At 74.2% G+C, this 12,139-nt stretch carries 13 protein-coding genes; 7 read left to right on the top strand and 6 right to left on the bottom strand.

Going from position 1 to position 12,139, the window contains the following annotated elements:
• Window positions 1-38 precede the first annotated feature (38 nt).
• Window positions 39-947 carry an alpha/beta hydrolase fold domain-containing protein gene (locus tag ACZ6Y1_RS05240; protein WP_469623117.1) on the bottom strand — a complete coding sequence of 303 codons (909 nt, stop codon included), beginning with the start codon at window positions 945-947 and terminating at the stop codon, window positions 39-41.
• A gap of 213 nt (window positions 948-1,160) precedes the next feature.
• Between ACZ6Y1_RS05240 and tdh the strand changes: the two genes are divergently transcribed.
• The 3 genes from tdh to ACZ6Y1_RS05225 all read left to right on the top strand — a co-directional run bounded on the left by tdh (window position 1,161) and on the right by ACZ6Y1_RS05225 (window position 4,553).
• Window positions 1,161-2,189 carry an L-threonine 3-dehydrogenase gene (tdh, locus tag ACZ6Y1_RS05235; RefSeq protein ID WP_469623700.1) on the top strand — a complete coding sequence of 343 codons (1,029 nt, stop codon included), beginning with the start codon at window positions 1,161-1,163 and terminating at the stop codon, window positions 2,187-2,189.
• 162 nt (window positions 2,190-2,351) lie between these two features.
• Window positions 2,352-3,560: a glycine C-acetyltransferase gene (locus tag ACZ6Y1_RS05230; protein WP_376656493.1), complete on the top strand. Its 1,209-nt coding sequence runs from the start codon at window positions 2,352-2,354 to the stop codon at window positions 3,558-3,560.
• Window positions 3,561-3,617: 57 nt separating this feature from the next.
• Window positions 3,618-4,553 carry a LysR family transcriptional regulator gene (locus tag ACZ6Y1_RS05225; protein WP_469623109.1) on the top strand — a complete coding sequence of 312 codons (936 nt, stop codon included), beginning with the start codon at window positions 3,618-3,620 and terminating at the stop codon, window positions 4,551-4,553.
• Between the two features lie 109 nt (window positions 4,554-4,662).
• On the opposite strand, the gene ACZ6Y1_RS05220 is transcribed toward ACZ6Y1_RS05225, so the two are convergent.
• From ACZ6Y1_RS05220 to ACZ6Y1_RS05210, 3 genes are all read right to left on the bottom strand, one after another.
• A complete protein-coding gene (locus tag ACZ6Y1_RS05220; protein ID WP_469623105.1) occupies window positions 4,663-4,992 on the bottom strand; it encodes a putative quinol monooxygenase in 330 nt (109 codons plus the stop codon).
• A gap of 48 nt (window positions 4,993-5,040) precedes the next feature.
• Complete coding sequence (locus ACZ6Y1_RS05215; protein ID WP_469623102.1) at window positions 5,041-5,772, bottom strand: IclR family transcriptional regulator; 732 nt, start codon at window positions 5,770-5,772, stop codon at window positions 5,041-5,043.
• A 264-nt stretch (window positions 5,773-6,036) separates the two neighbouring features.
• Entirely contained in the window at window positions 6,037-6,816 is a 780-nt protein-coding gene (locus ACZ6Y1_RS05210; RefSeq protein WP_469623099.1) for a DeoR/GlpR family DNA-binding transcription regulator, read from the bottom strand.
• A gap of 180 nt (window positions 6,817-6,996) precedes the next feature.
• On the opposite strand from ACZ6Y1_RS05210, the gene ACZ6Y1_RS05205 reads away from it, so the two are divergent.
• The 3 genes from ACZ6Y1_RS05205 to ACZ6Y1_RS05195 are packed head-to-tail and all read left to right on the top strand — an operon-like array spanning window position 6,997 to window position 9,276.
• Window positions 6,997-7,899, top strand: coding sequence for an SIS domain-containing protein (locus tag ACZ6Y1_RS05205; RefSeq protein ID WP_469623096.1), 903 nt, complete (start codon window positions 6,997-6,999; stop codon window positions 7,897-7,899).
• Window positions 7,896-8,732 (top strand): class II fructose-bisphosphate aldolase, encoded by an 837-nt coding sequence (locus ACZ6Y1_RS05200; protein ID WP_469623093.1) that lies wholly within the window; start codon window positions 7,896-7,898, stop codon window positions 8,730-8,732. The genes ACZ6Y1_RS05205 and ACZ6Y1_RS05200 overlap by 4 nt, the downstream gene beginning before the upstream one ends.
• Window positions 8,733-8,751: 19 nt before the next feature.
• On the top strand, window positions 8,752-9,276 hold the full coding sequence (locus ACZ6Y1_RS05195; protein WP_469623090.1) for a hypothetical protein: 525 nt from the start codon (window positions 8,752-8,754) through the stop codon (window positions 9,274-9,276).
• Window positions 9,277-9,346: 70 nt separating this feature from the next.
• Here ACZ6Y1_RS05195 and ACZ6Y1_RS05190 read toward each other — a convergent pair whose 3' ends face one another.
• Together ACZ6Y1_RS05190 and ACZ6Y1_RS05185 are read right to left on the bottom strand one after the other, a co-directional pair.
• Window positions 9,347-9,616, bottom strand: coding sequence for a hypothetical protein (locus ACZ6Y1_RS05190; protein WP_469623087.1), 270 nt, complete (start codon window positions 9,614-9,616; stop codon window positions 9,347-9,349).
• Window positions 9,617-9,870: 254 nt separating this feature from the next.
• Complete coding sequence (locus ACZ6Y1_RS05185; RefSeq protein ID WP_469623084.1) at window positions 9,871-10,566, bottom strand: hypothetical protein; 696 nt, start codon at window positions 10,564-10,566, stop codon at window positions 9,871-9,873.
• A 145-nt stretch (window positions 10,567-10,711) separates the two neighbouring features.
• Here ACZ6Y1_RS05185 and ACZ6Y1_RS05180 point away from each other — a divergent pair, with 145 nt between their 5' ends.
• Window positions 10,712-11,902 carry an acyl-CoA dehydrogenase family protein gene (locus tag ACZ6Y1_RS05180; RefSeq protein WP_469623696.1) on the top strand — a complete coding sequence of 397 codons (1,191 nt, stop codon included), beginning with the start codon at window positions 10,712-10,714 and terminating at the stop codon, window positions 11,900-11,902.
• The last annotated feature ends 237 nt before the right edge of the window (window positions 11,903-12,139 follow it).

Here is a 12,139-nt window from a genome sequence, read left to right as displayed (position 1 = left end):
GGGGACGCCGGAGACGTGGCAGCGCGCGAGAGCGGAGGTCAGGCGTCCGCCGTGGCCCGGATCAGTTCCACGATCCGCTCCCGCGCCGCCCGCCCCTCCGGCACCGGCAGCAGCGGGTACCCGTGCGGCAGTCCCGGCTCCTCGTGGAACTCCACGTCCACCTCGGCCGCGAGGGCCCGGGTCAGCAGCTCCCTGCTGTCCGTGGTCAGCACGTCCCGGGTGCCGGTGAACACCGTCAGCGGCGCCAGCCCCGAGAAGGACCCGTGCAGCGGGCTCACCCGCGGATCTTCGGCGGCGAGGGTCCCGGCGTACAGCCGCCCGGCCTCCCGCAGCCCGGGGCGGGCCAGCATCGGATCGGCGGCCTCGATCAGTGCCTGGTCCGGATGGCTCAGGGTCACGTCCAGCCAGGGCGAGATCAGTACGATCCGGGACGGCTGCGCCCCCGTCCGGTCGCGCAGCCGCTGCGCGGCGGCCAGCGCCAGCCCGGCGCCCGCGGAGTCCCCGATGAGCACGGTGCCGCCGGCGCCGCCGCTCTCGATCAGGCCGCTGAGCAGGTCCGCGGCGACGGGGACCGTGCGGTCCGCGGTGCCGCGCGGAGCCAGGATGTACGCGGGCACGACCACCCGGGCCCGTGCCTGGACGACCAGATGCCGGATGAACGCCCAGTGCGGGCGGACCAGCTCGTTGATGTACCCGCCGCCGTGCACGTACAGCACCCGGGTCTCCGGCTCGGTCCCACGGGGCGAGACGTCGTACACCGGCCAGGCGCCGACGAACGTCCGCGCGATCTCGGCGACCCGGCCCAGTGAGCGGGGCGGAAGATGCGACGCGGGCCGCCGCGCGGACTCCGCGACCCGGGTCCGTACCGCCTCGGCGCTCGCGAACCGTCTTCGCCTGCCCGCCGCGATCAGCGCCGCCGACAGCGCCCTGCTGCGCAGACTCGGCACGCCCCTCACCTCCCCTTTTCCCCGGACCGTCGTTCCGGCCCGGGACCCTGCCCCGTCACTGGAGGAGCATAGGCGTGAAGCTGCGCTGTCGACCCGCTTAAGAAAGTCTCGATGGACTGATCACCGCGCCGATCGGCAGATTGGTGCCGTCACCGACGCCGTACGGGCCCGCACGCCCGCGGCGACCCCTTCCGCATGCCTGGAGCCACCGCCATGAAGGCACTCGTCAAGCACAAGGCCGAGCCCGGGCTGTGGCTCATGGACGTACCCGAGCCCGACTACGGTCCGGGCGACGTGCTGATCAAGGTGCTGCGCACCGGCATCTGCGGGACCGATCTGCACATCCGTTCCTGGGACGGCTGGGCGCAGGGCGCCGTCAGGACCCCGCTGGTCCTGGGCCACGAGTTCGTCGGCGAGGTCGCGGCGCTGGGCGCGGACGTCCGTGACATCGAGGTGGGCGCGCTCGTCAGCGGCGAGGGCCACCTGGTGTGCGGCAAGTGCCGCAACTGTCTGGCCGGCCGCCGCCACCTGTGCCGCAGCACCATCGGCCTCGGGGTCGGCCGTGACGGCGCCTTCGCCGAGTACGTGGTCCTGCCCGCGCAGAACGTCTGGGTGCACCGCACCGAGGTCGACCTGGACGTGGCCGCCATCTTCGACCCCTTCGGCAACGCCGTGCACACCGCGCTGTCCTTCCCGCTGGTCGGCGAGGACGTGCTGATCACCGGTGCGGGCCCGATCGGGATCATGGCGGCGGCCGTGGCCCGGCACGCCGGCGCGCGCAACGTGGTCATCACGGACGTCAGCCCCGAGCGGCTGGAGATCGCCCGCAAGGCGGGCGCCACGCTCGCGGTGAACGTGGCCGAGCGCTCCATCGCGGACGCGCAGGCGCAGCTGGGCCTGCGCGAGGGCTTCGACATCGGCCTGGAGATGTCCGGCCGCGCCGAGGCCATGCGCGACATGATCGACAACATGACGCACGGCGGCCGGATCGCCATGCTGGGCCTGCCGGCGCAGGAGTTCCCGGTGGACTGGGCGAAGGTCGTCACCTCGATGATCACCATCAAGGGCATCTACGGCCGCGAGATGTTCGAGACCTGGTACGCGATGACGGTGCTGCTGGAGGGCGGCCTCGACCTCACCCCGGTCATCACCGGCCGCTACTCGCACCGCGACTTCGAGGCGGCCTTCGACGAGGCCGCCACCGCCCGCAGCGGCAAGATCATCCTGGACTGGACGGCGTAACCCGGCGTCGCGGCGGCCCTCGCCGGCCCGCCCCGTTTCCGCGTTCCACAGACCATCTCCCTCCGGCCGGACCCCGCACACCCTCCCCCCTCCGCGGGGTCCGGCCCCCTCACGTCCGCCTCCGCCCCGCCGGAACGGCACACCGCACAAGGAGAACGCAGTATGTTCGAGACCGTCCGCGAAGACCTCCGCGCCACCCTCGACGAAATCCGTGCCGCCGGCCTGCACAAGCCCGAGCGCGTCATCGGCACCCCGCAGAGCGCCGCCGTCGCGGTGACCGCCGGCGGTGCCCCGGGTGAGGTCCTGAACTTCTGCGCCAACAACTACCTCGGCCTGGCCGACCACCCCGAGGTCGTCGCCGCGGCGAAGGACGCCCTGGACCGCTGGGGCTACGGCATGGCCTCCGTCCGCTTCATCTGCGGCACCCAGGAGGTGCACAAGGAGCTGGAGGCGCGCCTGTCCTCCTTCCTCGGCCAGGAGGACACGATCCTCTACTCCTCCTGCTTCGACGCCAACGGCGGCGTCTTCGAGACCCTGCTCGGCGCCGAGGACGCAGTCATCTCCGACGCCCTCAACCACGCCTCGATCATCGACGGCATCCGGCTGTCGAAGGCCCGCCGCTTCCGCTACGCCAACCGCGACATGGCCGAGCTGGAGGCGCGCCTGAAGGAGGCCACCGAGGGCGGCGCCCGCCGCAAGCTGATCGTCACCGACGGCGTCTTCTCCATGGACGGCTACGTCGCCCCGCTCGGGGAGATCTGCGACCTGGCCGAGCGCTACGACGCCATGGTGATGGTCGACGACTCGCACGCCGTCGGCTTCGTCGGCCCCGGCGGCCGCGGCACCCCCGAGCTGCACGGCGTCATGGACCGCGTCGACATCATCACCGGCACCCTCGGCAAGGCCCTCGGCGGCGCGTCCGGCGGCTACGTCGCGGCCCGCGCCGAGATCGTCGAGCTGCTGCGCCAGCGCTCGCGCCCGTACCTCTTCTCCAACTCCCTCGCCCCGGTCATCGCGGCGGCCTCGCTGAAGGTCCTCGACCTGCTGGAGTCCGCCGGTGACCTGCGCGAGCACCTCGCCGCCAACACCGCGCTCTTCCGTACGAAGATGACCGAGGCCGGCTTCGAGATCCTGCCCGGCGACCACGCCATCGCCCCCGTGATGATCGGCGACGCGGCGAAGGCGGCCCGGATGGCGGAGCTCCTGCTGGAGCGCGGCGTGTACGTGATCGGCTTCTCGTACCCGGTGGTTCCGATGGGCGCGGCCCGTATCCGCGTCCAGCTCTCGGCGGCCCACTCCACGGCGGACGTGGAGCGCGCGGTGGCGGCGTTCACGGACGCCCGTGCGGCGCTGGAGGGCCAGGAGGCCTGAGCAGCCCGTGGGGGCCGCGCGGGCCCGGTGACCTGCGCTGCCTGAGACAATGGTGGGGTGATCGATCCCCGCCGGCTGCGCATCCTGCGGGCCGTGGCGGACCACCGTACGGTGACCGCCGCGGCCGCAGCCCTGTACCTCACTCCCTCCGCGGTCTCCCAGCAGCTCGCGGCACTGGAGCAGGAGACGGGGCACGCGCTGCTCACCCGCAGCGGCCGGGGCGTCCGGCTCACGGCGGCCGGCGAGATCCTGCTCGGGCACGCGCACGAGGTGCTGGCGCAGCTGGAGCGGGCCGAAGCCGAACTCGCCGCCTACGCGGGCGGCTCCGCGGGCGAGGTCACCGTGGCCGCCTTCGCCACGGGCATCGCCGAGGTACTGGCCCCGGCCATCGCCCGGCTGGCCCGTGAACACCCCGGCATCCGGCTGCGGGTCCGGGACGCGGAGGGGGACCAGAGCCTGCCGCTGCTGCTGGACGGCGAGGCCGACGTGGCCCTCGCCGTCGAGTACCGGGGCGCGCCGGGAGCGGACGACGGGCGGCTGTCGGTGCTGCCGCTGTACGCGGAACCCTTCGATGCGGTGCTCCCCTCCGGGCACCCCCTGGCCGACCTCCCGGCGGTGTCGCTGGCGGACCTGTCCGACTCGGACTGGGTGGGCCAGTACCCGGGCAACCCGTGCCACGACGTGACGCTGCTGGCGTGCGAACTGGCGGGCTTCCAGCCCCGGTTCGTGCACTCCTCCGACGACTTCCGCGCGGTCACGGCACTGGTGGGCGCCGGGGCGGGGGTCGCCCTGGTCCCGCGGTCCGCCCTGCGCGGCATGGACCTCAAGGAGGTCCAGGTCCGCCCCGTCGCCCCGGCCGGTGGCCCCGCCGAGGGTCCGGCCGCCACCCGCCGGGTCTTCGCGGCGACCCGCCGCGGTGCCGAATCCCACCCGCTGATCGCCCCGGTCCTCGCGGCCCTGGTACGGGAGTCGGAGCGGCTGCCGGAGCACTGAGCGGGGGTCCGGCGTCGCTTGTCGTGATCGCCCGGTCCGGCCGGAGCGGGTCCGCCCCTTCGTGCGTTCCCCGGGGGCCGGGCCAGGGGGCCGGGTCCAGGGGGCCGGGTCAGGCCCGCGGGGCCAGCTCCGCCATGGGATCCCAGCCGGTCCGGCCGGGAATGGTCACGTTGATGATTTCGGGGGTCTCGGCGATGGCGGTGGCCATGGCGGCGAGCCCGGCGGTGAAGTGGTCGGACTCGACGTGGGCGACGGCGGCGTCGTCGTCCGCGAACGCCTCCAGCAGCGTGAACCTGTGGGGGTCCTCGACGCTGCGGGACCAGTCGAAGAAGAGGTTGCCCGGTTCGGCACGGGTCGCCTCGGTGAAGGGGCCCACGAGGGACAGCCACGCGTCGGAGTGCTCGGGACGGACGGTGAAGCGCACGGCGATGAAGATCATGGCTCTACGATGCGGCGCGCCGGGGCCGGCGGCCAGCCGGGGACGGGCTCATTCCGGCCCTGCCGGAAACGCGGCCGCGGCCAGCACGAGGAGGGAGCTGATCTCCGCCCGCCGGCGCCGGAAGTCCGCGAGGGGGAGGGAGACGGACAGGGCGTGGTCCGGACGGGAGGGCAGCGGCACGGCCAGACAGGTGTAGGCCGGGTCCGCCTCGCCGACGGAGACCGCGACGCCCCGGCTGCGGACGCCCGCGAGCTCCGCCTCGAAACGCCGCTCGTCGGTGATCGTGTGCTCCGTCAGGCGTGCCATCCCGTGGTCGGAGAGGTAGCGCCGCCGTTCGGCCCGGGAGAGCGGGGCGAGCAGCACCTTGCCGTGCGCCGTGGCGTGCGCGCGGGTTTCCGGGCCGGGCGCGAACGGGTCCTCGGAGTCGGTCAGCGGCGTGGTGCTGTCGATGACGGTGATGCGTCCGCCGCTGTAGGCGGTGAAGTACGCCTCGGCGCCGGTGGCCCGCCGTACGTGCGGCAGCAGCGCGGCGACCGCGGTCCCGGTGCCCAGGTGCCGCTGGAACGACCGGTGCAGGGCGGGCACCCGCGGGCCCGGAGCGTACCCCTCGGGTCCCCGCACCAGATACCCGCGCGCCGTCAGCGGACCCAGCAGGTGGTACGCGGTGGACAGGGAACACCCCACGCGCCGCGCGAGAGCTTTCGCGGTCACGGGCCCCGGCGCATCGGCCACCAGGTCCAGCAGGGCCAGCGCGCGGTCCACGGACTGCGGCACGGACATGTCGTCGGTCCTTTCGGGCGGTGGTCGGACCCCCGAGGCTACCCACCGCCACCCGCACCGGTGATCACGCCGTCGCCCCCGCCCCCCGGGCGACCCGCGGCCGACCCCCGACGCCGCGCCGAGCCGCCCGGCGCTGCGCCCGGCCGCGCTGCGCCGGGCGGGGCCGTGCCGGGCGCGGGCCGGGCTGGGCGGCGCCGTGCCGGGCTGCGCCGTGCAGGGGTGGGCCGGGCTGCGCCGCGCCGGGTCCGCCGCCCCGGGCCCGGCTCAGACCCGTACCACTTCCACCCCCGCCTCCGTGAACCGTTCCGCGACCGCCGCCGACAGGCCCGTGTCCGTGACCAGCACGTCCACCGCCGAGGTTTCGCAGATGCGGGCGAAGGCCCGTACGCCGAGCTTGCTGGAGTCGGCCGCGATCACCACGCGGCCCGCCCGCTCGCACAGCAGGCGGTTGATCGACGCCTCGTCCTCGTGCCGGGTCGCCGCGCCGTCCGCCGGATCGAAGCCGTCCACGCCGAGCACCGCCGTGTCCACCGACAGCCTCCCCAGCACCTGTTCGGCGAGGGGGCCCGTGAGCTCGTACGACTGGGGCCGGGCCACACCCCCCGTCAGTACGATCTTGAACTGGGGACGGATCACGAGCTCGCTCGCGATGTTGAGGGCGTTGGTGACCACCGTCAGCCCCGGCGATCCCGCGGCCAGGTCCGGGCGTCCGGCCAGGGCGCGGGCGACCTCGGTGGTCGTGGTGCCGCCCGTCAGGCCGATCACCTCGCCCGGGCCGATCAGCGCCGCCACCGCTCCGCTGATCCGCTGCTTCTCGGCGGCCCGCCGCGACGTGCGGTAGCGCAGGGGGAGTTCGTACGAGACTCCGTGCGGGGCGGCCCCGCCGCGCGTGCGGACCAGCAACTGCTGCTCGGCGAGCTGGTCGAGGTCGCGGCGGATGGTCGCGGCGGACACGCCGAGGGCGTCCGCGGCCGGCTCCACCTCCAGCTCGCCCTGCTCCACGAGCAGATCCAGCAGCCTCTGCCAGCGCTCTTTGCGGGTCATCAGCAAGCCCCCTCGGGTGTCGCGCCGCCTTCCGGCATGTTCTCTGTTCTCCGTTGGCGTACACGCCGACACTAACTCAGCCGATCACCGCTCATGATGCTTGAAGTTGCGTGAAACTCACCGCTACCTTGCAGAAACACGCAAGGATGGCACACTCGCACCCCACCGCTAGGGAGCCCCATGAGTCACGTCGCGTACGAGTTGAGCACGCAGCCCGAATGCTGGGAACGGGCCGCCGAACTGGCCCCGGCACACCGGGCGGTGCTGCCGCGGCCCGCCGACCGGATCGCGATCGTGGGGTGCGGGACCTCGTACTACATGGCGCAGGCGGCCGCCGTGCTGCGCGAGGAGGCCGGGCAGGGCGAGACCGACGCGTTCCCCGCCTCGGAGTTCCCGCGCCACCGCCGCTACGACCGGGTCGTCGCCCTCACCCGCTCCGGCACCACCACCGAGGTGCTCGACCTGCTCGCGGGCCTGCGCGAGGCGGGGGTCCCCACGACCGCGGTCATCGGCGATCCGGCCACCCCCGTGACGACCCTCGCCGACGAGGCCGTGGTCCTCGACTTCGCCGACGAGCGGTCCGTCGTCCAGACCCGCTTCGCCACCACCGCCCTCACCCTCCTGCGCGCCCACCTCGGCCTGCACACCGCCTCCGTGGTCGCCGACGCCCGCTCCGCCCTCGCCGAGCCGCTGCCCGCCGGGCTGGACGGCCACGGCCAGTTCACCTTCCTCGGCCGGGGCTGGAGCGTCGGGCTCGCCAACGAAGCCGCCCTGAAGATGCGCGAGGCCTCGCTGTCGTGGGCCGAGTCCTATCCGGCGATGGAGTACCGGCACGGGCCGATCAGCGTCTCCGGGCCCGGCACCGTCACCTGGTCGCTCGACGAGGCCCCCGACGGTCTCGCCCAGCAGGTGCGCGCCACCGGCTCCCAGTGGGTGGCCGGGCGGCTCGACCCGCTCGCCGAACTGGTGAGGGTGCACCGCCTCGCCCTCGCCGTCGCCGCCCAGCAGGGGCTCGACCCGGACGCGCCGCGCCACCTCACCCGCTCGGTGATCCTCGCCGCCGGCGAGGAGGCGGTCCGATGAGCCTCGTCCCCGCAGGTCCCCTCGTCGAGGAGGCGGCCCGCGCGGGCCGCGCCGTCGCCGCCTTCAACATCATCACCCTGGAGCACGCCGAGGCCGTCGTCGCCGGGGCGGAGGTGGCCGGCCTGCCCGTCATCCTCCAGCTCAGCGAGAACGCGGTGAAGTTCCGCGGCGGCCGTCTGCTGCCCATCTCCCGGGCGGCCGCCGCCTGCGCGGAGGCCGCCACCGTCCCCGTCGGCCTGCACCTCGACCACGTCAAGAGCTCCGAACTGCTCCGCCAGGCCTGCGACGCGGGCTACAGCTCGGTGATGTACGACGCCGCACAGCTCCCGTACTCCGAGAACCTGGAGGCGACCCGCTCGGCCGCCGACTGGGCGCACGCCAACGGACTGTGGATCGAGGCGGAGCTGGGCGAGGTCGGCGGCAAGAACGGCGCCGCCCCGCTGGACCCCCACGCACCCGGCGCCCGTACGGACCCCGACGAGGCGCGGCGGTTCGTCGCCGACTCAGGGGTCGACGCGCTGGCCGTCGCCATCGGCAGCAGCCACGCCATGACCACCCGGACCGCCGTCCTGGACCACGTACTGCTCGCCCGGCTGGCGAAGAGCGTGGAGGTGCCGCTCGTCCTGCACGGCTCCTCGGGGCTGCCGGACACCGAACTCGCCGCCGCCGTCGCGGGAGGCATCCGCAAGGTCAACATCGGCACCGCGCTGAACGTGGCCATGACCGGGGCCATCCGCGCCCACCTGACCCCGGCGGACCCCCGGCCCTACCTGACGGCCGCCCGCGCGGCGATGACGGAGACGGCCGCGGCTATGATCAACGCCCTGAACTGAGCGGTGGCGGGGGGCGGTCGTGGACACGCAGCGGGGGCGCACGAACCGGCGGAGGTTCCTGCTGATCGCGGGCCTCCCGCTGCTGGCCGTGGGCGGGGGCATGACGTACCTCCTGTGGCCCGAGCCGCACCGCAACCCGGTCCGTACCGACCTCGCGCCGCTGAACGAGCGGTTCGAACCCCACCTCGGGGAGCTGACCGAGGCGCACTGGCTGGGCTACGACATCGACGAGGCGGGCCGGGACAGCCGCAGCATCCCCGGCCCGGACTCCCGGATCCGGCTGGTCGGCGTCGCCCACCTGCCGAAGGGAGGCGCGGCTGCGGTCGTCCGCGCCCCCGGCCGCACCTTCGCGCCCGCCGAGCCGTCCGCGCTGCCCGAACGGCTCAGAACGTACGTGCCCGACGGGGCGACCTGGCAGCACAGCCCGGAGTTCGACGCGTACATGAACGGCACGAGCTCGGACGCGACGAGCGCGTCGGGCGCGTACCACTTCGACGTGGAACGCGACCTCGTCCGCTTCGACGTGCTCTACCTCTTCTCCTGAAGCCCCTGACGCCTGACGCCCCTGACCGGCCGCTCGTCATGGGCCACGAGTTCTCCGGCCGCGTACGCGCCTACGGGCCCGGCGCGAGCGGCCCCGAACCCGGCACCGGGGTGGTCGGCCTGCCCTGGGCGGTCGACGCTCCCTCACCGAGCCGCTCGCCGTCGGCTTCGGCAACGTCGCCCGCACCACGGCCGGCGAGGGCACCCCGGCCGTGGTGACCGGCTGCGGCCCCGTGGAGCTGGGGGAGTTCGCCGCCCTGCTCGAACGCGGCGCCGGGCCGGTCGTCGCCTCCGACCCGTCGGCGCTGCGCCGCGCGGCGGCGGCCCGGCTGGGCGCGCACGCCGTGCCGGACCCGGCCGCCGGTGGGGACCCGGTGTCCTACTGCGCCGAGCTGGCCGGGGCGGGGGCACGGCCGCTACCCGCCGCGGGACTTCGGCGCCACCCTCGACCGGCTCGCCGACGGGCGCGTCGACGCGGCCGCCCTGGTCACCGGCGAGGCCGGCTTCGGCGGCCTGGACGCGGCCTTCGCCTCGCTTCGCCGCCCGGAGGAGCACATCAAGGTCCTGATCGGGCCGGGACTCCAGGGGGACGGGATCAGCGCGGTGCGAGCCGGGCCTCGTGGCACCGGAGCCCCTGCCACTCGGCCCGCTCCGGGCGGGCGCCCCGGGCCAGGGACCGCGTGCCCTCCGCGATCGTGAGGGTGCGCTCGGTGGAGAGGCAGACGGCCACGAACCACACGGTCCGCCCGGTCCCGACGGTCTCGTCGTAGTACCAGTCCGCGGTGACGCCGCCGCCCGCCGGCCCGCCCGACACGAAGGGCCGCTGCAGGAAGTCCTGCACGTGCAGGGGGAAATGACCGAGCACCCCCTGCGCCCGCGCGTCCAGGCCGAGCCGCAGGACCGGAGCCCCCGGCGCGCCGGGCGCCGCGGCCCGCCCGCCCGGCGACGACTTCCCGTCGAAGCTCCGGCTGCGCAGCGAGCCCGGCTCCAACCGGACCCGCTGCCCCCGGAACTCCGCTACGCCGTCCCGCAGTTCCTGCCGGAGCCGGCAGAGCCCGCGGTCCCCGGCCACCAGGGCGGAGGGCCGCCCGTCGGCGTCCGGCCCGGCCCACCAGGTCAGGGTCCGGCCGGCCTTCTCCAGCAGCCGGGCCGTGACGTCCGCCGGCAGGCCCTCCCAGTACTGGTGGCGCGCCGGCACCGCGGGGTCGACGGGGAGGTCCCCCGGCTCGTGGATCTGCGTCACCGCCCGGCCGTACCCGGCCGCTTCGCGGCGCCGTGCGTCGTGGTCCACGTACGTACTCCTCACCCGAGTGGATCCGGGGCCGGCCTTCCGGATTCCCGCACCCTTCCGAATTCTTGCAACAGGTTCTACTGTGACCGCCGCCATCACCACCGCCGCAGCGAACCGGCTGGACCGCGAGACTCCCGGAGGGGCCGTGCACCTCGAATACACGCCTGAGCAGCAGCAGTTGCGCACCGAGCTGCGCGCCTACTTCGCCGAGCTGGTCCCCGAGGACGTCTACTCCCGCTACGAGGACCCCGCCGCCCAGAAACGGTTCTACCGGGAGACCATCCGCCGGCTCGGGGCGGACGGCTGGCTCGGGGTCGGCTGGCCCAAGGAGTACGGCGGACGCGGCATGACCCCGATGGACCAGTTCATCTTCTTCGACGAGGCCGCGCAGGCCGTCGTGCCGCTGCCCCTGATGGCGCTCAACACCGTCGGCCCCACCATCATGCAGTTCGGCACCGACGAGCAGAAGGCGTACTTCCTGCCGAAGATCCTCGCGGGCGAGATCGACTTCGCCATCGGCTACAGCGAACCCGACGCGGGCACCGACCTCGCCGCGCTCAAGTGCAAGGCCGTGCGCGAGGGCGACGAGGAGACCGGCACCTACGTGGTCGACGGCCAGAAGATCTGGACCACCAACGGCGACACCGCCGACTGGGTCTGGCTCGCCGTCCGGACCGACCCGGACGCTCCCGCTCACAAGGGCATCACCATGCTCCTCGTGCCCACCTCGGACCCGGGGTACTCCTGCACCCTCATCAACACCCTCGCCTCGCACGACACCACGGCCAGCTACTACGAGAACATCCGCGTCCCCGCGAGCCGCCGCGTCGGGCAGGAGAACAAGGGCTGGCGGCTGATCACCAACCAGCTCAACCACGAAAGGGTCACCCTCGCCGCCCACGGCACCATGGCCATCCGCGCCCTCCACGACGTCCAGCGCTGGGCCGCCGCGACCGAACTCGCCGACGGCCGCCGCGTCATCGACCTGAACTGGGTCCGCGGCCGCCTCGCCCGCACCCACGCCCGCCTCGACGCGATGAAGCTCCTCAACTGGCAGATGGTCAACGCGGTCGAGCAGGGCACGCTCACCCCCCAGGACGCCTCCGCCGTCAAGGTGTACGGCTCGGAGGCGCGCAGGGACGCGTACGCCTGGCTGATGGAGGTCGTCGGCGCGGCCGGCTCCCTCAAGGACGGCTCGGCCGGCGCGGTCCTGCACGGCGAACTGGAACGCGGCTACCGCAGCGCCGTCATCTTCACCTTCGGCGGCGGCAACAACGAGATCCAGCGCGAGATCATCTCCTGGATCGGCCTGGGCATGCCCCGCGTACGCAGGTGACGGCGACGACCTCGGCGGCGGCCCGTGGGAGACGTTCCGGGTTGCGCCGCCGCGGGTCCGCGACACCCTGGAAGAGTCCGCCGGCCTTCGTGCGGGACGGGAGCGGCCCACTCCACGGCCCCAGCGGCCGGACCCCCGGGAGGGGCCCGACCGGTACCCGGCAAAGGGCCGACCGGCCCAAGCGGGCCGACGCGACACGGGCACAGCCTGGCGGTGGACCCTTCCGCACCGCACACA

The sequence above is a fragment of the Streptomyces sp. NPDC053432 genome (genome assembly GCF_055585365.1).
The sequence above is the reverse complement of the archived record's forward strand: the minus strand, read 5'-3'. Positions and strand labels throughout refer to the sequence as shown.

What these genes read in the sequence shown, in the direction of transcription:
- ACZ6Y1_RS05215 (WP_469623102.1), bottom strand. Translation starts at nt 5,772, where the DNA reads ATGTCCGTGCCGCAGTCCGTGGACCGCGCGCTGGCCCTGCTGGACCTG.
- ACZ6Y1_RS05230 (WP_376656493.1), top strand. Translation starts at nt 2,352, where the DNA reads ATGTTCGAGACCGTCCGCGAAGACCTCCGCGCCACCCTCGACGAAATC.
- ACZ6Y1_RS05220 (WP_469623105.1), bottom strand. Translation starts at nt 4,992, where the DNA reads ATGATCTTCATCGCCGTGCGCTTCACCGTCCGTCCCGAGCACTCCGAC.
- ACZ6Y1_RS05200 (WP_469623093.1), top strand. Translation starts at nt 7,896, where the DNA reads ATGAGCCTCGTCCCCGCAGGTCCCCTCGTCGAGGAGGCGGCCCGCGCG.
- tdh (WP_469623700.1), top strand. Translation starts at nt 1,161, where the DNA reads ATGAAGGCACTCGTCAAGCACAAGGCCGAGCCCGGGCTGTGGCTCATG.
- ACZ6Y1_RS05205 (WP_469623096.1), top strand. Translation starts at nt 6,997, where the DNA reads ATGAGTCACGTCGCGTACGAGTTGAGCACGCAGCCCGAATGCTGGGAA.
- ACZ6Y1_RS05210 (WP_469623099.1), bottom strand. Translation starts at nt 6,816, where the DNA reads ATGACCCGCAAAGAGCGCTGGCAGAGGCTGCTGGATCTGCTCGTGGAG.